Below are 21,614 nucleotides of genomic sequence, written 5' to 3' on the forward strand. Positions count from 1 at the left end.
GGGGTTCGTGGGCGGGTGCCGTGTACGTTCCGGGCGCGGCTTGTGGGGGGTTTGTCTCGGGCGTTCGCGTCGGGGCCGCGGCCGGTGTTCGTGGATGGCTGGTTACGGCGTCGGTCTCTCGGGTCCCCGTGCGGGCCGCAGCCGCTGCCTGCGGGCCCGTCGCCACCGGGTTCGCCCCTCCCGGGCCACCTGCGCTGCTCGATCCGCCTGCTAGTGCCGGCTCGGCGACCACCGTGCCGACGCCCGGCACCGGGTAGACGAGGCCCGCCAGCCGCAGTGCGTTGAGCACCTTCGTCGCGGTCGCCATCGCGACGCCCCACTCCTGGGTGATCTGCCTCGTCGAGGGCACGCGGTCGCCAGGGCGCAGCTCACCCACGGCGATCCGGCGCTGCAGTTCGCTCACGATCCTCGCGTAGGGATGGGTCACGCGTTCCTCCAGGTGCTCTAGTGCACCTGCGGCAGGCTCTCACCGTGAGCTCGGGTGCACTAGGACAGTTTACAGCGTATCGCCTGCGTTTGTACGGTGTACGCATGAAGCGAATCCTGATTTCCGGAGCAAGTATCGCCGGGCCCGCGCTGGCCTACTGGCTGCGCCACCACGGCTTCGAACCGACCGTCGTCGAACGGGCACCCGCGCTGCGCGAGGGCGGCCAGGCCGTGGATCTTCGCGGCACCGCGAGGACCGTCGTCGAGCGGATGGGGTTGATGGAGCTCATCCGCGCGCACCACACCGGCACGGTCGGTGTCAGCGGAGTCGACCGCGCGAACAGACGCAAGTGGAACTGGGGCAGCGAGCTGTCCGGACACTCGGGCGGGATGATCGCCGACATCGAGATCCTGCGCGCCGACCTCGCGCGAATCCTGTTCAACGCGGCGCGGGACGACGTCGAGTACCTCTTCGGCGACTCGATCACCGCGCTGAACCAGCACGACGGCGGCGTGGACGTCACGCTCGCCAGCGGCAAGTCCCGGACGTTCGACCTGGTCGTCGGCGCGGACGGGCTGCACTCGGGCGTGCGGCGGCTCGCGTTCGGCCCCGAGGCGGAGTACGTGCACGACCAGGGCTACTACAAGGTGATCTTCGCGGCGGAGACCGCGCTCGAGCTCGACGGCCGGCAGCTGATGTACCTCATGCCCGGCAGGCGCCGCGCCTCGCTGTACCCGACCCGCACGGGGCGGACGCGAGGAATGTTCTTCTTCGCCGCGCCGCGGCTGGACTACGACCGCCATGACATCGCGCGGCAGAAGCAGATCGTCGCCGAGGCGTTCGCCGGTCAGGGCTGGGAGGTGCCGCGCATGGTCGAGTCCATGATGAAGACGCCGGACTTCTACTTCGACCGGGAAAGCATGGTGCGCGTCGGCAAGTGGTGGCGCGGACGTGCCGTGCTGGTCGGGGATTCGGTGTTCGGGGGTTCGGTCGGCATGGGCACGAGCATGGCGGTGGTGGGAGCCTACGTGCTCGCGGCCGAGCTGGCCGCGGCCGGCGGTGCGCACGAGCGGGCGTTCGCCTGCTATCAGAACAGGATGCGCGATTACGTCGCGGCCAACCAGAAACCTGTGCCAGGCGGGACAAAGATGTTCCTGCCGGCGTCCCGCCCGGCGATCTTCCTCGGCGACCTGTCGATGCGGATGATGCTCGCCGGCCCGTGGCGGAGGTTGCTCACCGGTGACCTCCAGGACAAGGCCGCATCGCTTTCACTGGAAAGTTACCCGAGTGGCGCAATGCTGGTGGACGGACGGCGGTAAGTAGAGGATGCTTGGTAACAACGGGTTTTTCAACGGGGGTCCATAAAGGACTGTCGCTTCGGGAGGTGCTGATGAGTGGCGCGGATACTCGCGAGGACCTCGTTCCGCTGCGGACGGACTTCGACCGGTCCTGGCGCGGGTACGACGCGCGCCAGGTCCAGGAGTACGTGCACCGGGTCGAGACGGACTTCCGGCTGTTGACCTCCGATCGTGACGCCGCCGCGGCGAACGCCGAGGAACTGGCGTCGCGGCTGGAGGAACTGCGCAACCAGAACGACAAACTCCAGGCGAAGATCGACCGCATCAGCCGCGAGCCGATCGAGGCGGACGGGTTGTCGGAGCGGCTGTTGCGCATGGTGGAGCTGGCCGAGGACGAGGCGACCGAGATCACCGACCGGGCGCGCGCGGCGGCCGAGCGGAGCTGGGCGGCGGCCGAGCAGGCCGCGGTTCGCGTGCGGGAGCGGCACGAACGGCTGGTCGCGGAGGTGGACGCGCGGCGGCGTCAGGTCACGGCGGAGCACGACGAGCTGATGCGGCGCACACACGAGCAGGTCGAGCTGATGACGAGCCAGGCGGCGCAGACCAGGCGGCGGCTGGACGAGCAGGCCGCGCGCCGCCGGGAGCAGGTCGAACGGGACTTCGAAGAGGCGATGAGTGTCCGCCGGAACGCCGCGATGCAGGCGATCGCCGAGCGGGACCAGGAGTCGCGCGAGCAGGCGGAACACCTGACCGCGACCGCGAAGGCCGAGTCGGAGCGGATGCTGACCGAGGCGAGGACGAGGTCCGAGCGCATGCTCGCCGACGCGACGGCCGAGTCGGAGCGGTTGATGGCGGAGGCCACGTCGCGGTCCGAGCGGATGCTCGCGGAGGCGACGGCGGAGTCGGAGCGGCTGGTCAGCGAGGCGACGTCGCGGTCGGAGGGGATGGTCGCCGACGCGACGGCCGAGTCCGAGCGCATGCTGGCGGAGGCCAAGGCGCGGTCCGAGGAGATGGTCGCCGAGGCGACGAAGAAGTCCGAGGACATGGTGGCCGCGGCGACCACGAGGTCCGAGCGCATGGTCGCGGATGCCACGTCGCGGTCCGAGGAGATGGTCGCGGAGGCCACCGCGAACTCCGAGCAGATGGTCGCCGACGCGACGGCCGAGTCCGAGCGGATGCTCGCGGAGGCCAGATCGCGGTCGGAGCGGATGGTCGCCGAGGCCACAGCGAAGTCCGAGGAACTCGTCGCCGACGCGACCGCCACGGCGAAACGCCTGGTCGAGGACGCGGAGGGCCGGGTCGGCGTGCTGGAGTCGCTGCGGCAGCGCACGTCCGACCAGCTCCACGCGACGCAGCAACTCCTCGCCGAGGCGGCCCCGCTGCTGTTCGACCTCTCGCACGAGGAGGCCGGCGCGGCCGAGCCGAACGGCGCGGCCACGGCTGCGCTCCATCCGGTGCCGTTGCCCGTCCCGCGAGTGGAACCCGCCGAGCCCGACGAGCAGGGTGCCGACGGTGAGCCCGAGGCGTCGGTGGCCGGCACCGCGGACGCGCGGGCAAATCCATCGCCGGAACCCCGCGCGAAACAGCCGGTCAACGCGGGCTGACCGCTGGATCAGCCCGCATTGACCGGGAATCGGGCATGGCCGCAATACAGATTTGGCGAAACGACAATTTCTGTGTTTATTGATCTCGATGATTCGCACTCCTCTCCAAACGCTTGACGCGCTAATGTCGAGGGGGTGGAAAATCAGTCAGCTTACCGAGTTCGTAGCGTCGGGCGGGACGACTACGTACCCGCATATCTGAGCCTGATCTCGAACGCCCTTTCCTGGGGCGGTTCCCGCTTGTTCCTCCGGCGTTTCGGTGTCGGCATCAACGAGTGGCGCGTGATGTCCGCCATCGTCAACCAGCCCGGTTGCACGGCCACCCAGGTGGGCGACGAACTCGGCCTCAACAAATCCGTCGTCAGCCGCAGCCTCCAGTTCCTGCAGAGCCGCGACCTGGTCAACGTCGACGCCGCGGACGGCCGCCGCGTGCTGTGGCTGACCGGGCCCGGCCACGAACTCCACGACCAGCTCATCGAGATCGCCCTCAAGCGCGAGGAGTTCCTGCTCGCCGGGTTCAGTCAGCAGGAGAAGGAACTGCTGCTGAGCTTCCTGCGCCGGATGTACGACAACGTACCGGCGATGAACGCCTACGACCCGGGCGAGTAGCCGCTGTCCACTATGGACCAGTCGCGGCACGCTGGTGCCGCGACGCGGGCTGGGGAGATCGCCGACGCCGGTTAGCGATCCTGCGCTTCCGGATCCGGCTTCAGCGCCGCGAACAGCGACGGCCAGTCCGGCTTGCCGGACTCGGCGTCGTCGTACAGCTCGAAGGTCTTGCCCGACGCCGACGGGTCGAACAACGCCGCCACCACGGCGTCGGCGACCGCGTCCCGGCTGATCCTGCCTTCGCCGGTGTCGCCCTGCTCGACGCGGACGCCGTTCGCCGCGAGGTCGTGCAGCCAGCTGGGGCGGATGATCGTGTACTGCGCCCCGCTCGTACGCAACGCCCGCTCGCCACGCGAGCGTGCGTCGATCCGTGTCGTCATCTCGGGGTGCTCCGCCGCGCGCGTGAGGTAGATCTGCGAGACCAGGATGACCGGAACGTCCTCGCGTGCGCCGATTTCGGCGATCTGGCCGACGCCCTCGTGCAGCACGCTTTCCGCGCCGCGTGGCGGTTCCACGCTGATCACGATTCCCTCCGTGTCATGGAACACCGCGGGATCGGGGCTCGCCAGATCGAGTCTGGTGACGTCCGCGCCGGCGGGCGCGTCATGGGCCTCGCGGCTCGCGATCACGACCCGGTGCCCGTGCGCGGTCAGCCGTTCGACGACACGGCGCCCGGTCCGCCCGGCGCCGCCAACCACGACGAAGGTGCTCATCGGTGCCTCCCGACTCGCTCGTTCGCACCAGGATGGCCTTGATCGCGATCATGGTCAATGGGCCGTGCACAGTGGATCTAGCACCGGGCGGCGAGGCCGCGGCCAGTGCTAGATCCCTTGCCGCAGAGCGGTTTCGTTCAGCGGACGCGCTTGGGAATGCGCGGCCGCACCACGGCCGCGGCGCCGGTGAGCCGCGGGCCGTGCGGTTGTAACGAGGCGAGCCGGTAACACGCGAGAATCCGCAGCCCGGTCCACTCCCGCTGGTTCCAGTCGGCCGGTACCCGCGGGGGCTCCCAGCCGTTGTCCACCGCTCTGGTCCAGACGTCGTGCGCGTGCCCGGCGAGCAATACCAGGTCGGTCACGGGTTCGGTGCGCGGCACGAGTTCGGACTCGCAACGGATCGCGTGGACCGCCGCCGAAAGGTGCTGCTCGAAGGCGCTCCACAGGGCGGGGTCCTCGGCAAGGGCGGGCCAGCCGGACTCCAGCCGCCCGGCGATGCCCTGCAGCCAGCGCCGGGCGGATCGGTCCGCCACCAAGTCGGCCCAGCCCATGCGTCGATGATGAGCCGCCGACCCGCCCGTGCGCCAGCCGGGTGTGGATTGTTCCGCCGGATGCGTGCTTACGCGATCCACGCAATGACGGAACGTGACTGCGTGAACCGGTCTAACGCTGCTTGCCGTAGCCGGCACGGCGGAGCGCGTCCGCCATCGCGCCACCGGCGGCGTTGCCCGAGTCGCGCCGGTTGCGGTTCTGCCCGCCGCCGCGGCGCTGGTTCTGGCGCTGGCCCTGCCGGTCGCCGCCACCGCCACCGCCGCTCGCGGGTTTGCCGCCGCCGACCTCGTCGTCCAGCCGCAGCGTGAGCGAGATGCGTTTGCGCGGGATGTCCACCTCGAGCACCTTGACCTTGACGATGTCGCCCGGCTTGGCAACCTCACGAGGGTCCTTGACGAAGTTCTTCGACATCGCCGACACGTGCACGAGGCCGTCCTGGTGCACGCCGATGTCCACGAACGCGCCGAACGCCGCCACGTTGGTCACGACACCCTCCAGCGTCATGCCCGGCTTGAGGTGCTCGAGCTTCTCCACGCCCTCGGCGAACGTGGCCGTCTTGAACGCCGGACGCGGGTCGCGGCCCGGTTTCTCCAGCTCGACGAGGATGTCGGTGACCGTGGGCAGCCCGAACGTGTCGTCCACGAACTTCTGTGGTTCGAGCGAGGTGAGCACCCGGCTGTTGCCGATCAGCTCGGTGAGGTCCTTGCCCGTGGTGGACAGGATCCGGCGCACCACGGGGTAGGCCTCGGGGTGCACGCTGGAGGAGTCGAGCGGGTCGTCGCCGCCACGGATGCGCAGGAAGCCCGCGCACTGCTCGAACGCCTTCGGCCCGAGCCTGGGCACCTGCTTGAGCACTTCGCGCGAGCGGAACGGGCCGTGCTCGTCGCGGTGACTCACGATGTTGTCGGCGAGCCCGGCGGTGATGCCGGAAACCCTGGTCAGCAGCGGCGCGGACGCGGTGTTGACGTCCACCCCGACCGCGTTCACACAGTCCTCGACGACCGCGTCGAGCGAGCGCGACAGCGACACCTCGGACACGTCGTGCTGGTACTGGCCCACGCCGATGGACTTCGGGTCGATCTTGACCAGCTCGGCCAGCGGGTCCTGCAGGCGGCGTGCGATGGACACCGCGCCACGCAGCGAGACGTCCATCCCGGGCAGTTCCTGCGACGCGAACGCCGACGCGGAGTACACCGAAGCGCCGGCCTCGGACACGACGGCCTTGGTGAGCTTGAGGTCCGGGCGCTTCTTGATCAGTTCGATGGCGAGCTTGTCGGTCTCGCGGGAGGCGGTGCCGTTGCCGATCGCGATCAGGTCGACCTTGTGCTCGGCGGCGAGCTTGGCCAGCTTCGCGATCGACTCGTCCCAGCGGTTGGCGGGCTGGTGCGGGTAGATCGTGTCGGTGGCCACGACCTTGCCGGTGGCGTCGACGACGGCGACCTTGACGCCCGTGCGGTAGCCCGGGTCGAGGCCCATCGTCGCGCGGGTACCCGCCGGGGCGGCGAGCAGCAGGTCACGCAGGTTCGCGGCGAACACCCGCACCGCCTCGTCCTCGGCGGCCTGGCGCAGCCGCAGCCGCAGGTCGATGCCGAGGTGCAGCAGGATCTTGGTGCGCCAGGCCCAGCGGACCGTGTCCAGGAGCCACTTGTCGCCCGCGCGGCCCTGATCGGCGATGCCGAACCGCTGCGCGATGCGCTGCTCGTACTCGCCGGGGCCGACGCGCGGCTCGTCGGAGGGCTCCTCCGGCTCGACGGTGAGGTCGAGCACCTCTTCCTTCTCACCGCGGAACATCGCGAGCACGCGGTGGGAGGGCATCTTGGTGAACGGCTCGGAGAAGTCGAAGTAGTCGGAGAACTTCGCGCCCTCGGTCTCCTTGCCGGCACGGACCTTCGAGGCCAGCCTGCCCTGCGACCACATCTTTTCGCGCAGCTCACCGATGAGGTCGGCGTCCTCGCCGAACCGCTCGACCAGGATCGCCCGCGCGCCGTCGAGCGCGGCCTGCGCGTCCGCGACGCCCTTCTCGGCGTCCACGAACACCGCGGCGGCGGCCTGCGGGTCGGTCGAGGGGTCGTTGAGCAGGCCGTCGGCCAGCGGCTCCAGCCCCGCCTCGCGCGCGATCTGGGCCTTCGTGCGGCGCTTGGGCTTGTACGGGAGGTAGATGTCCTCCAGGCGGGCCTTGGTCTCCGCCGCGCGGATCTGCTCTTCCAGCTCCGGGGTCAGCTTGCCCTGGGTGCGGATCGAGTCGAGGATCGCGTCCCTGCGCTCGTCCAGCTCACGCAGGTAGCGCAGCCGCTCCTCCAGCGTGCGCAGCTGGGCGTCATCGAGCATGCCGGTGACTTCCTTGCGGTACCGCGCGATGAAGGGCACGGTCGACCCGCCGTCGAGGAGGTCGACGGCGGCCTTGACCTGTCCCTCGCGCACGCCGAGCTCCTCGGCGATCCTCTGCTCGATCGACTGCACTGCGGCTGTCACGTTCCTGATCCACTCCCTTGTTGAAGTCGCCGTCGAGCATTGTGCCCGCGCCCCGCTGCGGGGTGGTGCACAGGGGTTCGTGAACCACGAAGTAACCAAATCGGGTGCGGGCGCGACTGTCGAGTATCTGTCGTTGTTCTCATGGCCCCTCGGTGGTGCGGATGGAAGGCTCTGGCGGGGGTGACCGCAGTGTCAAGATGCGTGTGCAAAGCAAACACGTGACCCTCGAGTCGGGTACTTCGCTTTCGTATCCCGGAATTCTGCTGGTCGGCTACGAGGATGAGGAGCCGGTCTGCGAGCGATGGGTGCCTTTTGGCGAGGAACCGACGGAAGAGGACGACGAGCGCCTGATCGAGGAACTGCGCGGAGCCCTGTTGTGGCAACAACATCGGCCATCGTCGTGGTGCGGTTCCTGACCGGTGAGTGCTGGTGGCACCCACTTCGCGGCAGTGCGGAACGGGCCGGAATGTGCCAAGCTTTCTGCCGTGGTCAACGAGGATTTCGTACGCTTCGGGCAGGGCGGGCACCTCGTACTGGTGCTGCACGGCTGGTTCGGTTCGGCCGGGGCCTGGGGGTCGCTGATCCCGCATCTGGACGGCGACCGCTACACCTACGTCTTCGCGAACTACCGCGGCTACGGCGCCCGTCAGCACGTCGAGGGCGAGCATACCGTCGCCGAGGCCGCCGCCGACGTGCTCGCGCTCGCCGACCGGCTGGACGCCGACCGGTTCTCGCTCGTCGGGCATTCGATGGGCGGCAGCATCATGCAGTGGGTCTACGCCGACGCGCCGCAACGGGTGCGCTGCCTGGTCGGCATCTCACCGGTGCCCGCCGGCGGCGTGCCGTTCGACGAGGAGACGTGGCAGCTGTTTTCCAGCGCTGCCGAGGAATCCGCCAGCCGCCGCGCGATCATCGACTTCACCACGGGCGGCAGGCATCCCGACGCCTGGTTGGACGGCATGGTGATCCACTCGCTGGAGCATTCGGATACGGCCGCGTTCGGCGACTACCTGCGGGCGTGGGCCAAAACCGACTTCCACGAGCGCATCGAAGGTGCCGAGGTGCCCATCAAGGTCCTCGTCGGCGAGAACGACCCGGCGCTGGGCGAGCAGACGATGCTCGCCACGTTCGCGAAGTGGTATCCGAACTTCGAGATCGAGGTCCTCGCCGACGCCGGGCACTACGCCGCCGACGAAATCCCGGTGACCACGGCCAACGCGATCGAGATCTTCCTCGATGAGCACTGACGTTTTCGATCCACGGGTGTTCGCGCGGGGCCTCCCGCACGACGAGCTACGCCGGTTGCGCGAGGCGGAACCCGTTGCATGGCAAGAAGAACACGACGTCCTCGACTGGCCCGCCGGCCCCGGCTACTGGGCGGTGACCCGCTACGAGGACGTCAAGCACGTGCTGCGTACCCCCGAGGTGTACTCGTCCTGGCTCGGTGCGACGCAGATCCGCGATCCCGAACCGGACGACCTCGCCTTCATCCGCCGGATGATCCTCAACATGGACCCGCCCGAACACAACCGGCTGCGCCGCATCGTCTCGGCCGTGTTCACCCGGCGCAGGCTGGAACGTTTCGCCGACCAGATCGCCGACCGCGCCCGCACGCTCATCGGTGCCGTCTCCGGGCGCGGGCACTGCGATCTGCCGGTCGAGGTCACCGACGACTTCCCGCTGCTCAACCTGTCCGACCTGCTCGGCGTGCCCGCGCAGGACCGCGGACTACTGCTGAAATGGACCAACCGCGTGATCGGGTATCAGGATCCCGAGCACGCCGAGATCATGCGCGACGAGAACGGCAAACCGATCAACCCGCGCTCACCGGCGATGCTGGCCGACATGTTCGGCTACGCGCAGCAGCTCGCGGCGGACAAGCGGAAGCATCCGGCGGACGACCTGATGACCGCGCTGGTCAACGCGTCGGTGGACGGGCGCGCGCTCGACGACGCCGAACTGGAGATGTTCTTCTTCCTGGTGGTGATCGCGGGCAACGACACCGTGCGCAGCGCGCTGCCCGGCGGCGTGCTGGCGCTGGTCGAGCACCCACAGGCCTACCGTCGCCTGCGCGCCGAGCCCGAACTGCTGCCCGGCGCGATCGAGGAGATGCTGCGCTGGCATCCGCCCGTGCTGACGTTCCGGCGCACCGCGAAACAGGACACCGAACTGTCCGGGCAGCGCATCCGCGCCGGGGACAAGGTGGTCGTGTACTTCGCGTCCGCGCACTTCGACGAGCGCGCGTTCGACGACCCGTACACGTTCGACATCACCCGCACGCCCAACGACCACCTCGCGTTCGGCCAGGGCCCGCACCTGTGCCTCGGCGCGCACTTCGGCCGGTTGCAGATGCGGGTGTTCTTCACCGAGTTCCTGCGCATGCTGCCCGAGGTGCGGCTCGACGGCGAGGTGCGGCACCTGACGTCGAACTTCATCAACGGGATCACGCATCTCCCGCTGCGCTGGTGAACGGCCCGAGCGGCACCCCGGCCCGCACGAGCGCGTCCCGGACCCGCACGGCGATGTCCACCGCACCCGGGGTGTCGCCGTGCACGCAGATCGACTGCGGCTCGATCTTCACCGTGGTTCCGTCGATGGCGGTGATCTCGCCGTCGGTGGCCATCCGGACCACGCGTTCGGTCACCTCGTCCGGGTCGTGGATGACCGCGCCGGGGAGCCGCCGCGACACCAGCGTGCCCTCCGGTGTGTAGGCGCGGTCGGCGAAGGCTTCCCTGATGGTCCGCAGCCCGGCTGATTCCGCCTGCCTCAGCCACTCCGAACCCGGCAGCCCCAGCACGGGCAGGTCCGGGTCGTAGGTCTTCACCGCGCTCACCACGGCGGCGGCCTGCTCGGCGTGCTTGACGATCGCGTTGTACAGGGCGCCGTGCGGCTTGACGTACCGCACCCGGGTGCCGGCCACGCGGGCGAACCCGTCGAGCGCCGCGATCTGGTAGATCACGTCGTTGACCAGCTCGGCCGGGTCCACGTCGATGAACCGACGGCCGAAACCGGCCAGGTCCCGGTAGGCGACCTGCGCGCCGACGGCCACCCCGTGCGCGGCCGCCCGCTCGGTCACCCTGCGCAGCACGCTGGGGTCCCCGGCGTGGAAGCCACAGGCCACGTTCGCGCTGGTCACGATATCCAGCAAGGCGTCGTCGTGGGTCAGCGGCCAGACGCCGAAACCCTCACCGAGGTCGCTGTTGAGGTCGATCACCGCGCTCCTTACACAACCCGAACATTCCGCCCATCCTCCTCGAATCCTGGCCCAGCAGAGTGATCGGTGCCCGGAAGGACGACATGAGGAGTGAATCAATGCGCATCTCCGCCGCGATCGTAAGTTGTGGCGCCGCGGTCCTGCTGGCCGTCGGTGCCCCGGTGGCCGCGTACGCGGACACCACGGCGCCGCCCGCGCCCAGCTACCCGCCGATCACGCTGAGCCCACAGGAGTCGCAGCAGCTGTGCGCCGACGTCCTGCCGAAGATGATCGACCACAAGAACAAGCTGACCCAGCGGATCAACGGCGACGCGAACACCAAGGGGTCCGTGGCGTGGCTCAAGGCGCGGGCGCAGGCCCAGCGCGCCAAGGGGCACACGCAGCTCGCCGACAAGCTCGACCAGCGGGCGGACCGGCTGCACGGCAGGCTCGACGATCTGGCCAAGGCCGACCAGCGGCTGAACGACTTCAAGAACGCGCACTGCGTGGCGAAATGAACACGCGCAGGCTGGTGGTCACCGGAGTGTCGCTGCTGGCCATCGGGGTGGGTGCGAGTGGTTGCCATGATTCGGCGAGCACCACGCCCGCCCCGAGCGGGGGCGACGAACTGAGCAGCATCCAGACTACGCTGAACGCGATCGATTCGGAGGTGGCAGGCGACGAATCGCAGTGACACTCGGAGTGCCGATGGCTGACCCAGCGGGACGTGGTCTCGTCCTCGTGGTCGAGGACGAGCGCGCCATCGCCGACCTCGTCGCGCTCTACCTGCGACGCGACGGGTTCGGCGTGCACATCGAGTCCGATGGGGACGCCGCGCTCGCGGCGGTCCGGCGGCTGCGCCCGGTCGCGGTGGTGCTCGACATCGGACTGTCCGGTAAGGACGGTGTGGAGGTCTGCCGCACCATGCGCGCGGCGGGTGACTGGACGCCCGTGCTGTTCGTGACGGCCCGCGACGACGAGGTCGACCGGCTGCTCGGGCTGGAACTGGGCGCGGACGACTACATCACCAAACCCTTCAGCCCGCGTGAACTCGCCGCGCGGGTCCGCACGGTCCTGCGGCGCACCGCCGGTGCTCCGGCCGAGGTGCTGACCGCGGGCGCGGTGCGGCTGGACGTGACGCAGCGCAAGGCGTGGGCGGGAGACCGGGAGGTCGTGCTGACCTCCACCGAGTTCGACCTGCTCGCGCAACTGCTGCGGCAGCCGGGCCGGGTGTTCGAACGCGGGCAGCTGCTCAGCGCGGTGTGGGGATACCAGGCGGCGGCAGGCACCCGCACCGTGGACGTCCACATCGCGCAGCTGCGGGCGAAACTGGGCGAGGAGAGTCCGATCAGGACGGTCCGTGGGGTCGGTTACGCCGCGGAGAGCCGGTGAAACGCCGGGCCTCGCTCGCGACGAGGATCATCCTGCTCTGCCTTGCCGTGGCCGGGGTCGCGGTACTGGTGGCGGGGGTCGTCGCGGCGAGCCTGGTCCGGCGCACGGGCGAGGAGGTGCTGCAGCGATCGCTCGCGGCGCAGGCCGACGTGCTGGTGAGCCAGCTGGACGAGGCGGCGCTGGGTTCGCGGGTGGGGCTGGGCAAGGCCGAGAATGTCGTTCGCGGACAAGGAATCGTCGTCGTACTGGCGCGGCCGAGGGCCGGTCTCGTCGCGCCCGATCCCGCGGCGGTGCGGGCCGCGACCCAGGCCGGTGTCGCGACGATCGGTGCCGGGCAGTCGATCTCGGTCAAGCGGACCGTGGCGGGTCAGGAGTACCTCGTCGAGGGGCGCGGGGTCGCCGCGGAAACCGGCTTCGCCCTGGTCGAACCCGTGCGGATGGCGCGGGACACGCAGCGCTCACTGGTGCGCAACGTGTTGTTCGCGCTCGGCGCCGGCCTGCTCGTGGCGGCGCTGGCGGGTCTCCTGCTCGGGCGGCTGCTGGCCCGCCCGCTGCGCCGGATCGCGGGGGTCGCCGCCGCGATGCGGCAGGGCAGACGGGATCTGCGTGCCCCGGTCGAAGGTCCCGCCGAGGTGGCGGAGGTCGCCGGCGCGGTCAACGAACTGGCCGAAGCGTTGCGGCACAGCGAATCGCGGCAGCGGGAGTTCCTGCTGTCGGTGTCGCACGAACTGCGCACCCCGTTGACCGCGGTGCACGGGTTCGCCGAATCGCTGGCCGACGGGGTGGTCACGGGCGAGGAGGCGCGCCAGGCGGGGCAGACGATTCAGCGCGAGTCGCAGCGGCTGGAACGCCTGGTGAGCGATCTGCTCGACCTGGCGCGGCTGGGCGCGGACGAGTTCCGGCTCGACCTGGCACGGGTGGATCTCGCGGACGCGGTGCGCAACTGCGCGGAGGTGTGGGCGGTCCGGTGTTCGCGCGCCGGTGTCCGGTTCGCCGTGGATTACCCGCCCGGTCCGGTTTTCGCGCACGTCGACGCCCGCCGTCTGCGCCAGGTGCTCGACGGGCTTGCCGAGAACGCCCTGCGTGTCACGCCCGCCGGGGCGCCGATCGCGCTGTCCCTGGACGCCAGCGGGGTGATCGGTGTCCGCGACGGCGGCCCCGGCCTCGCGCCCGAGGACTACGCGGTGGCCTTCGAACGCGGCGCGCTCAACGCGAAGTATCGCGGCAGCCGCCCGGTCGGTTCGGGGATCGGACTGGCGCTCGCGCACGGGCTGGTGACCCGGATGGGCGGCACGATCTCGGCAGGACCGGCGCCGGAGGGCGGAGCCGCGTTCACGATCCGCTTCCCGGTGATCCCCTGAAGCCCGGTCCGGTGCCGTTCCGCTCGCGCGGACGCGCCCGAAGGTGACTCGCCAGTAGGCTCGGGGCTGTGAACGACGAGCGACCGAGGCTGGCCAAGCTGCTGCGCGATGCCGACCGCAACAACGCCGTGGTGCGCACCGCGCGTACCGTGCGGCGGCTGGCGCCCGGATCGGACCGGCTCATGGGCGGCGCGCGCCCGTCGGACCGGGTCGCGCGCCTGATCGCCGAGGCGGGCACGGACGAACCAAGTGCGACGCGGGAGCTGGGGCTGGCGGCCGTGCAGGTGTGGCAGGCGCTGAGCCGTTCACGTGCGGTCGCCGCCGACGGGGCCGAGGTCGCGATCCTGTTCACCGACCTGGTCGGCTTCTCCAGCTGGGCCCTGCACGCCGGCGACGACCACGTGCTGCGGCTGCTGCGCGAGGTGGGCGACGTGAGCCGGACGGCGGTCGGCAGGCACGGCGGCACGGTGGTGAAGTTCCTCGGCGACGGCATGATGGCGGTCTTCGCCGACTCGGCGGAGGCGATCGACGCCGCGGCCGAGGCGTGCACCGCGGTCAGCGCGATCACCCTCGACGGCTACCGGCCGCAGTTGCGCACCGGCGTGCACCTCGGCCGCCCGAAGCGCGTCGGGCGCGATTACCTCGGCGTCGACGTCAACATCGCGGCGCGGGTGGCCGACGCCGCCTCGGGCGGGGAGATCCTCGTGTCCGGGCCCGCGTTGTCCACAGTGGACACGGAACGGTACGTCGTGCGGCGGCGCCGCTGGTTCCGGGCCAAGGGCGCGCCGCGCGATCTGGAGGTGTTCTCCGTCGTACCCCGGGGCTAACGTCGGACGCATGATGACGCTGACCGCCACCGTGCTGGGCACGCCTGACCCGGACGGCCACCCGTTCTGCCTGTTCGCCAGGGGGTAGGGCTTACTCGCCCTCGAGGTCGCCCTCCGTCTGGAGGTAGACCTCGCGCATGCGGGCCAGCAGGTCGGGGTCCGGCTCGGCCCACAGGCCGCGGTCGGCCGCTTCGGTGAGGCGTTCGATGATGCCGCGCAGCGCCCACGGGTTCGACTTGGTCAGGAACTCCCGGTTCTGCTGGTCGAGCACATAGGACTCGGACAGCTTCTCATACATCCAGTCGTCCACCACGCCCGCCGTGGCGTCGAAACCGAACAGGTAGTCGACCGTCGCGGCGAGTTCGAACGCGCCCTTGTAGCCGTGCTTGCGCATCGCGGCCAGCCAGCGCGGGTTCACCACGCGGGCCCGGAACACGCGCGCCGTCTCCTCCGACAGCGTGCGGGTGCGCACGGCGTCCGGACTGGTGGAGTCGCCGATGTAGGACACCGGCGCCTTGCCGGTCAGCGACCTGGTGAACGCGATCATGCCGCCGTGGTACTGGAAGTAGTCGTCGGAATCGGCGATGTCGTGCTCGCGGGTGTCGGTGTTCTTCGCCGCCACCACGATCCGCCGGTACGAGCTTTCCATGTCCTCGCGGGCCGGTTTGCCGTCCAGTTCGCGCCCGTACGCGTAACCGCCCCACGTCGCGTACACCTCGGCCAGGTCGGCGTCGTCGCGCCAGTTACCCGAGTCCATCAGCGGCAGCAGTCCGGCCCCGTAGGCACCCGGCTTCGATCCGAAAATCCGCGTCGTAGCCCGGCGTTCGTCGCCGTGACCGTCCAGATCGGACAGATAGTGGGCACGGACATAGTTCTCCGAAACCGGTTCCTCCAGCGTCGCGACCATCCGGACCGCATCATCGAGCAGGTCGATCACGTGCGGGAACGCGTCGCGGAAGAAACCGCTGATGCGCACGGTCACGTCGATGCGCGGCCTGCCCAGTTCGGCCGGCGGTACCGGTTCCAGACCGGTCACGCGACGGGAAGCCTCGTCCCACACCGGCTGGACACCGAGCAGCGCGAGGACTTCCGCCGCGTCGTCGCCGGACGTGCGCATCGCCGAGGTGCCCCACACCGACAGCCCGACCGAGCGCGGCCATTCCCCGGTGTCCTCGCGGTAGCGCCGCAGCAGCGAATCGGCCAGCGCCTGTCCGGTCTCCCAGGCCAGGCGGCTCGGGATCGCCTTCGGGTCGACGGTGTAGAAGTTGCGGCCGGTCGGGAGCACGTTGACCAGACCCCGCAACGGCGAACCGCTCGGCCCGGCCGCGATGTAGCCACCGTCGAGTGCGTGCAGCACCGCGTCGATCTCGCCGGTCGTTCCGGCCAGCCGCGGCACGATCTCGGTCGCCGCGAACCGCAGCACGCTCGCCACCGGCTCCTCGGCGGTGATCGCGTCGACCGACCAGTCCGCCGCCTCCATCTCCTCCACCAGCGAACGCGCGGCCTGCTCGACGGAATCCACTTCGGACAGGGGGACGTCTTCCTTCAGGCCCAGCGCCGAACGCAGGCCCGGTACCGCGCCGGCCTTGCCACCCCACATCTGTTGTGCGCGCAGCATCGCCAGCACCAGGTTCACGCGCGCCTCGCCGACCGGCGCCTCGCCGAGAATGTGCAGGCCGTCGCGGATCTGCGCGTCCTTGACCTCGCACAGCCAGCCGTCGATGTGCAGCAGGAAGTCGTCGAACTCCGCGTCGTGCGGGCGTTCGCTGACGCCGAGGTCGTGGTCGAGCTTGGCGGCCTGGATCAGCGTCCAGATCTGCGCGCGGATCGCGGGCAGTTTCGCCGGGTCCATCGCGGCGATGTTCGCGTGCTCGTCGAGCAGCTGCTCCAGCCGCGCGAGGTCGCCGTAGCTCTCGGCGCGCGCCATCGGCGGGATGAGGTGGTCGACGATCGTGGCGTGCGCACGGCGTTTCGCCTGCGCGCCCTCCCCGGGGTCGTTGATCAGGAACGGGTAGATCAGCGGCAGATTGCCCAGCACCGCGTCGGGCGCGCACGACGCCGACAGGCCCGCGGTCTTGCCCGGCAGCCATTCCAGCGAACCGTGCTTGCCCAGGTGCACGACCGCGTGCGCGCCGAACTCCTCCTCGAGCCACCGGTACGCCGCCAGGTAGTGGTGGCTCGGCGGGAGGTCGGGGTTGTGGTAGATCGCCACCGGGTTCTCGCCGAATCCGCGTGGCGGCTGGATCATCAGCACCACGTTGCCCGCCTGCAACGAGGCCAGCACGATGTCGCCGTTGTCGACGTAGAGCTCACCCGGCGGCGGGCCCCAGTGCTGCTCCATTTCGGCACGCAGGTCCTCGGGCAGCTGCCCGAACCACTCGCGGTAGCGCGCGGCGGGTACGCGGATCGGGTTGCCCGCGAGCTGTTCCTCGGTGAGCCATTCCGGATCCTGGCCACCGGCGGCGATCAGCGCGTGGATCAGCTCGTCACCGTCGCCGGACTCGACGCCGGGGAAGGGCTCCGGGCCCAGGTCGTAGCCCTGCTCGATCATGCGCCGCAGCAGTTTCACCGCCGAGGCGGGAGTGTCAAGGCCGACCGCGTTGCCCACGCGCGAATGCTTGGTGGGATAGGCCGACAGCATCAGCGCGGTGCGGCGCTCGGGCGGCGGGGTGTGCCGCAGCCGCGCATGCGCCACCGCGATCCGCGCGACTCGGGACGCGCGCTCGGCGTCGGGCACGTAACGGGGAAGGCCGTCGTCGTCGATCTCCTTGAAGGAGAACGGAACCGTGATGATCCTGCCGTCGAACTCCGGTACCGCCATCTGGTTCCCGGCGTCCAAAGGGGACAGTCCCTCGTCGTTGTCCGCCCAGGTGTCACGGTCGCTGGTCAGGCACAGCGCCTGCAGGATCGGCACGTCCAGCGCCGCCATCTCGGCGACGTCCCACGCCTCGTCGTCCCCGCCCGCGCCGACTTCCGACGGGCGCGTGCCGCCCGCGGCCAGCACCGTGACCAGCAGCGCGTCGCAGCGCCGCAGTTCGGCCATCATGTCCGGCTCACGTGATCGCAACGACGCACAGTGGATCGGCAGCGCCTGCCCGCCGGAGTCCTCGATCGCGTCCGACAGGGCTTCGACGAAGGCCGTGTTGCCCGACAGGTGGTGCGCCCGGTAGTACAGGATCCCGATCACCGGGCCCTCGGTGCTGCGCGGGGTGCGCTCCAGCACCCCCCACATCGGCTGCGGTGCGGGCGGTTCGAAATCGTCGCCGGTGAGTAGCAGCGTGTCGGACAGGAAGCGGTGCAGCTGGGTGAGGTTGACCGGGCCGCCCTGCGCGAGGTAGGCGTGCGCCTCGGTGGCGATACCGGCCGGCACCGTGGACAGCTCCATCAGCTCCGCGTCCGGCGTCTGCTCGCCGCCGAGCACCACGACGTGCGCCCCGCAGGCCAGAACGGTGTCCAAGCCCTGCTGCCACGTCCGGGCCGAGCCCAGAATGCGGACCACGACGATGCGCACGTCCTCGAGCAGTGCGGGCAGCTCCGCCAGATCCAGCCTGGCCGGGTTGGCCAGCCGGTATCCGGCCTCGCTCGCACGAGCGCTGAGCAGGTCGGTGTCCGAAGTGGACAGCAGCAGGATCACGCTTGGCCTCCTTTGGTCACCCCTCACTGTAAGGGGGATCCGGCCCTTCGCTCACCCAGCCGCCGGAACGGTTCAGTGGAGAAAATCACCTCCACGCCGACCACGACGTACCGCGCGATCTTCGGGGCCAGGCGGTTGTGAATCGTTTCAGGGCCGGTGTGGGACATCTCCGGTGTCGTCCTGACGGGGTGGACCCGCCGTTTACAGTGATGCCATGCCCAACCCGGTCCGTGCCCGGCCCGACGCGTGCCCAGGCGTGTTCGCGACCCACGACGCCACCGACGGCGCGCTGGCGCGGGTCCGGCTGCCGGGCGGCCGTGTCACCGCCGCACAGCTGGGCGTACTCGCCGGCTGCGCGGAGGACCTCGGCGACGGTTCGGTGCACCTGACTTCGCGCGGCAACGTCCAGCTGCGGGGCCTCGCGCGGGACACCGGGGAGCTGGTCGGACGGCTGTCCGATGCGGGTTTGCTGCCCGCGCCTTCGCACGAGCGGGTGCGCAACTACCTCGCCTCGCCGCTGTCCGGGCTCACCGGGGGACTGGTCGACGTTCGGCCGCTGGTCACCGGCCTGGACGCCGCCGTGTGCGCGCGGCCGGAACTGGCCGGCCTGCCGGGACGGTTCCTGTTCGCGCTCGACGACGGGCGTGGCGACGTGGCCGCCGAGGAGCCGGACGTGTGCTGGCAGGCCGTCGACGAGTCGGCCGGCGTGCTGCGGCTGGCGGGCCGGGCCGGACGGCGGGTGCCGGTCGCCGAGGCGGTCGAGGCGCTGGTCGGGGAGGCGGCACGGTTCCTGGAGGTGCGGGGCACGGCCTGGCGGATGCGGGAGCTGCCCGAGTTCGCCGAGGTGCCGCCGATGCGGCGCCCGGAGCCGCCGAAGGGTGTGCTCGACGGGGCGACGGTGCTGACGCCCCTGTTCGGTGTGCTCACCGCGGCGGAACTGCGGTCGCTGGAGACGGACGTGGTGGTCACCCCGTGGCGGAGCGTGGTCGTACCTGGGCGCCGGCCGGATCTGCTCGCGTTGTCCTCGGACAGCGAAGTGAGCGCGTGCGTCGGGCTGCCCGGCTGCGCGAAATCGCGTGCCGACGTACGGGCCGATGCGCAGCGGTTCACCGGCCGCGCGCATTTCTCGGGTTGTGAACGGCGTTGTGGCAGGCCGCGGGACGCGGCCGATGTGCTGGCGGTCGAGGGCGGCTATCTGGTCGAGGGTGCCTTCGTGCCGGTGGATGTGTTGTTGGAGAAGGGATCGCTGTGATCGACTACATTCGCGACGGGGCGGAGATCTACCGCCACTCGTTCGCCACCATTCGTGAGGAGGCCGATCTCGCGATCCTGCCGGAGGATCTCGAAACGGTCGCCGTGCGCATGATCCACTCGTGCGGGATGGTCGATCTCGTCGACGATCTCGCGTACTCGCTGGATCTGGTCGAGTCCGCCCGCGCGGCACTCAACGGTGGCGCGCCCGTGCTGTGCGACGCGCAGATGATCGCCAGCGGGGTCACCCGCAAGCGGTTGCCCGCGGACAACGAGGTGCTGTGCACGCTCTCGGATCCGCAGGTGCCCGCGCTGGCCGAGCGCATGGGCACCACCCGTTCGGCCGCCGCGCTCGAACTGTGGCGCGACCGGCTCGCGGGGTCCGTCGTCGCGATCGGCAACGCGCCCACCGCGCTGTTCCGGTTGCTGGAGATGCTCGACGAGGGTGCCGGGGCGCCCGCCGCCATCATCGGGGTGCCGGTGGGATTCGTCGGCGCTGCGGAGTCCAAAGTGGAATTGACGAAGCGGGCGCCCGCACCCTATCTGGTGGTGCACGGGCGGCGTGGCGGCAGCGCGATGGCCGTCGCCGCGGTGAACGCGCTGGCACAGGAGGCCGAGTGAGCGACGATCGGCGAAGCCCTGCTCGCGAGGCTGACCGGGTGCGGGTGTCCCGCCAGACACAGGAGGCCGAGTGAGCGACGATCGGCGAAGCCCTGCTCGCGAGGCTGACCGGGTGCGGGTGTCCCGCCAGACACAGGAGGCCGAGTGAAGACGGGCAAGCTCTGGGGTGTGGGTCTGGGTCCGGGCGATCCGGAGCTGATGACCGTCAAGGCGGCGCGGCTGATCAGTGAGGCGGAGGTGATCGCCTACCACTGCGCGCGGCACGGGCGCAGCATCGCGCGATCGGTCGCCGAGCCGCATCTGCGGGACGGGCAGATCGAGGAACGCCTGATGTACCCGGTGACCACCGAGGGCACCGACCATCCCGGCGGTTACGAGGGTGCGATCGCCGAGTTCTACGAGCTGAGCGCGAAGCGGCTGGCCGAGCATCTCGACGCCGGGCGCGATGTGGTTCTGCTGTGTGAAGGGGATCCGTTCTTCTTCGGGTCCTACATGTACATGCACGAACGGCTGTGCGACCGGTACGAAGCCGAAGCCGTGCCCGGGGTGACCTCGGTGAGCGCGGCGTCGTCGGTGCTGGGGCGCCCGCTCGTGCAGCGGGACGAAGTGTTCACCGTGCTGCCCGGCACGTTGCCCGCCCCGGAACTGGCGCGGCGGCTGGCGGACACCGAGGCCGCCGCCGTGATGAAACTGGGCCGTACGTTCGATTCCGTGCGAGAGGCGCTCGCGGAGTCGGGCCGTCTCGACGAGGCGTTCTACGTCGAGCGCGCGACCTGGACCAATCAGCGCGTGGAGCCCTTCGCCGATGTCGATCCCGCTTCGGTGCCGTACTTCTCGCTGGCCCTGGTGCCCAGCCCTGCCTATGCGGCACGCAAATCCGGCGAACCGTCCGATGTGGATGCCACGGAGACGGTGACCGGGGAGGTGGTCGTCGTCGGGCTGGGCCCGGCGGGTCCGGAGTGGCTGACCCCGGAGGCCGCGGCCGCCTTGGAGGATGCCGAGCACATCGTCGGCTACGGACCGTACGTGGCGAAGGTGCCGCAGCGGGCCGGACAGCGACGGCATGCGTCGGGCAACCGCGTCGAGGCCGAACGGGCGCGGGAAGCGCTGGAACTGGCCCGAAGCGGTGGCCGCGTCGCGGTCGTGTCCTCGGGCGATCCGGGTGTTTTCGCGATGGCGTCGGCGGTTCTGGAGCAGGCGGCCTCGTTCGACCCGCCGGTCACGGTGCGCGTGCTGCCCGGTGTCACCGCGGCACAGGCCGCGGCGTCCCGGGTGGGTGCGCCGCTGGGGCACGACTACTGCGTGCTGTCGCTGTCGGACCGCCTCAAGCCGTGGGAAATCATCGAGCGACGGCTGGACGCGGCAGGCGCGGCGGATCTCGCGATCGCGATCTACAACCCGGCTTCGAAGACGCGCACCACGCAACTGGGACAGGCGCGGGAGGTGCTGCTGCGGCACCGCGCACCGGACACCCCGGTGGTGATCGCACGGGACATCGGCGGCGCCGAAGAGCACGTCACGATCACGAGTCTCGGGGAGCTGGATCCCTCCAGTGTGGACATGCGCTGCCTGCTGATCATCGGCAGCAGCCGCACACAGGTGAGCAACGGCCAGGTCTGGACCCCGCGGAGCTACTGAGGAAACACCCTGGGGACCCCTC

Annotated in this window: 20 protein-coding genes; 14 read left to right on the plus strand and 6 right to left on the minus strand. The window is 70.3% G+C overall.

All coding sequences use genetic code 11. The features are described from left to right. Positions 1 to 427: GntR family transcriptional regulator (locus HFP15_RS42180; RefSeq protein WP_312871591.1), on the minus strand; the 427-nt coding region annotated here is incomplete at its 3' end. A gap of 104 nt (positions 428 to 531) precedes the next feature. Here HFP15_RS42180 and HFP15_RS14320 point away from each other — a divergent pair. From HFP15_RS14320 to HFP15_RS14330, 3 genes are all read left to right on the plus strand, one after another. Then, a complete protein-coding gene (locus tag HFP15_RS14320; RefSeq protein WP_168515620.1) occupies positions 532 to 1,746 on the plus strand; it encodes an FAD-dependent monooxygenase in 1,215 nt (404 codons plus the stop codon). 71 nt (positions 1,747 to 1,817) lie between these two features. After that, a complete protein-coding gene (locus tag HFP15_RS14325; protein WP_168515622.1) occupies positions 1,818 to 3,329 on the plus strand; it encodes a DivIVA domain-containing protein in 1,512 nt (503 codons plus the stop codon). Between the two features lie 135 nt (positions 3,330 to 3,464). Further along, complete coding sequence (locus HFP15_RS14330) at positions 3,465 to 3,938, plus strand: MarR family winged helix-turn-helix transcriptional regulator (RefSeq protein WP_168515624.1); 474 nt, start codon at positions 3,465 to 3,467, stop codon at positions 3,936 to 3,938. 71 nt (positions 3,939 to 4,009) lie between these two features. Here the strand turns inward: HFP15_RS14330 and HFP15_RS14335 are convergent, their stop codons facing one another. The 3 genes from HFP15_RS14335 to HFP15_RS14345 all read right to left on the minus strand — a co-directional run bounded on the left by HFP15_RS14335 (position 4,010) and on the right by HFP15_RS14345 (position 7,675). Continuing rightward, a complete protein-coding gene (locus HFP15_RS14335; RefSeq protein WP_168515626.1) occupies positions 4,010 to 4,651 on the minus strand; it encodes an SDR family oxidoreductase in 642 nt (213 codons plus the stop codon). Between the two features lie 137 nt (positions 4,652 to 4,788). Further along, complete coding sequence (locus tag HFP15_RS14340; protein WP_168515628.1) at positions 4,789 to 5,202, minus strand: DUF6401 family natural product biosynthesis protein; 414 nt, start codon at positions 5,200 to 5,202, stop codon at positions 4,789 to 4,791. Between the two features lie 112 nt (positions 5,203 to 5,314). Then, positions 5,315 to 7,675, minus strand: coding sequence for a Tex family protein (locus tag HFP15_RS14345; RefSeq protein WP_312871592.1), 2,361 nt, complete (start codon positions 7,673 to 7,675; stop codon positions 5,315 to 5,317). Between the two features lie 218 nt (positions 7,676 to 7,893). Here HFP15_RS14345 and HFP15_RS14350 point away from each other — a divergent pair, with 218 nt between their 5' ends. From HFP15_RS14350 to HFP15_RS14360, 3 genes are all read left to right on the plus strand, one after another. Then, positions 7,894 to 8,091 carry a hypothetical protein gene (locus tag HFP15_RS14350; protein ID WP_246271730.1) on the plus strand — a complete coding sequence of 66 codons (198 nt, stop codon included), beginning with the start codon at positions 7,894 to 7,896 and terminating at the stop codon, positions 8,089 to 8,091. 69 nt (positions 8,092 to 8,160) lie between these two features. Then, positions 8,161 to 8,922: an alpha/beta fold hydrolase gene (locus HFP15_RS14355; protein WP_168515630.1), complete on the plus strand. Its 762-nt coding sequence runs from the start codon at positions 8,161 to 8,163 to the stop codon at positions 8,920 to 8,922. After that, positions 8,912 to 10,144 carry a cytochrome P450 gene (locus HFP15_RS14360; RefSeq protein ID WP_168515632.1) on the plus strand — a complete coding sequence of 411 codons (1,233 nt, stop codon included), beginning with the start codon at positions 8,912 to 8,914 and terminating at the stop codon, positions 10,142 to 10,144. The genes HFP15_RS14355 and HFP15_RS14360 overlap by 11 nt, the downstream gene beginning before the upstream one ends. Here the strand turns inward: HFP15_RS14360 and HFP15_RS14365 are convergent. After that, positions 10,119 to 10,886, minus strand: coding sequence for a LamB/YcsF family protein (locus HFP15_RS14365; RefSeq protein WP_168516010.1), 768 nt, complete (start codon positions 10,884 to 10,886; stop codon positions 10,119 to 10,121). The genes HFP15_RS14360 and HFP15_RS14365 overlap by 26 nt on opposite strands. 101 nt (positions 10,887 to 10,987) lie before the next feature. Between HFP15_RS14365 and HFP15_RS14370 the strand changes: the two genes are divergently transcribed. The 5 genes from HFP15_RS14370 to HFP15_RS14390 all read left to right on the plus strand — a co-directional run bounded on the left by HFP15_RS14370 (position 10,988) and on the right by HFP15_RS14390 (position 14,448). After that, the gene (locus HFP15_RS14370; RefSeq protein ID WP_210717259.1) at positions 10,988 to 11,386 is read left to right on the plus strand and encodes a hypothetical protein; all 399 of its coding nucleotides are present in this window, start codon (positions 10,988 to 10,990) and stop codon (positions 11,384 to 11,386) included. Next, positions 11,383 to 11,562 carry a hypothetical protein gene (locus HFP15_RS14375; RefSeq protein ID WP_168515636.1) on the plus strand — a complete coding sequence of 60 codons (180 nt, stop codon included), beginning with the start codon at positions 11,383 to 11,385 and terminating at the stop codon, positions 11,560 to 11,562. Before HFP15_RS14370 ends, HFP15_RS14375 begins: the two co-directional genes overlap by 4 nt. A 14-nt stretch (positions 11,563 to 11,576) precedes the next feature. After that, positions 11,577 to 12,260: a response regulator transcription factor gene (locus HFP15_RS14380; RefSeq protein WP_168515638.1), complete on the plus strand. Its 684-nt coding sequence runs from the start codon at positions 11,577 to 11,579 to the stop codon at positions 12,258 to 12,260. Beyond that, complete coding sequence (locus tag HFP15_RS14385; RefSeq protein ID WP_168515640.1) at positions 12,257 to 13,621, plus strand: sensor histidine kinase; 1,365 nt, start codon at positions 12,257 to 12,259, stop codon at positions 13,619 to 13,621. Before HFP15_RS14380 ends, HFP15_RS14385 begins: the two co-directional genes overlap by 4 nt. Before the next feature lie 68 nt (positions 13,622 to 13,689). Then, positions 13,690 to 14,448 (plus strand): adenylate/guanylate cyclase domain-containing protein, encoded by a 759-nt coding sequence (locus HFP15_RS14390; protein WP_312871593.1) that lies wholly within the window; start codon positions 13,690 to 13,692, stop codon positions 14,446 to 14,448. A gap of 91 nt (positions 14,449 to 14,539) precedes the next feature. On the opposite strand, the gene cobN is transcribed toward HFP15_RS14390, so the two are convergent. After that, on the minus strand, positions 14,540 to 18,082 hold the full coding sequence (gene cobN / locus HFP15_RS14395; protein WP_168515642.1) for a cobaltochelatase subunit CobN: 3,543 nt from the start codon (positions 18,080 to 18,082) through the stop codon (positions 14,540 to 14,542). A 214-nt stretch (positions 18,083 to 18,296) separates the two neighbouring features. Here cobN and HFP15_RS14400 point away from each other — a divergent pair, with 214 nt between their 5' ends. From HFP15_RS14400 to HFP15_RS14410, 3 genes are all read left to right on the plus strand, one after another. After that, a complete protein-coding gene (locus tag HFP15_RS14400) occupies positions 18,297 to 19,334 on the plus strand; it encodes a ferredoxin-like domain-containing protein (RefSeq protein ID WP_168515644.1) in 1,038 nt (345 codons plus the stop codon). Further along, the gene (locus HFP15_RS14405; RefSeq protein ID WP_168515646.1) at positions 19,331 to 19,954 is read left to right on the plus strand and encodes a precorrin-8X methylmutase; all 624 of its coding nucleotides are present in this window, start codon (positions 19,331 to 19,333) and stop codon (positions 19,952 to 19,954) included. The genes HFP15_RS14400 and HFP15_RS14405 overlap by 4 nt, the downstream gene beginning before the upstream one ends. 144 nt (positions 19,955 to 20,098) lie before the next feature. Beyond that, positions 20,099 to 21,592: a precorrin-2 C(20)-methyltransferase gene (locus HFP15_RS14410; protein ID WP_168515648.1), complete on the plus strand. Its 1,494-nt coding sequence runs from the start codon at positions 20,099 to 20,101 to the stop codon at positions 21,590 to 21,592. The last annotated feature ends 22 nt before the right edge of the window (positions 21,593 to 21,614 follow it).

The organism is Amycolatopsis acididurans (assembly GCF_012328925.1).
Taxonomy (GTDB): Bacteria; Actinomycetota; Actinomycetes; order Mycobacteriales; family Pseudonocardiaceae; genus Amycolatopsis_E; species Amycolatopsis_E acididurans.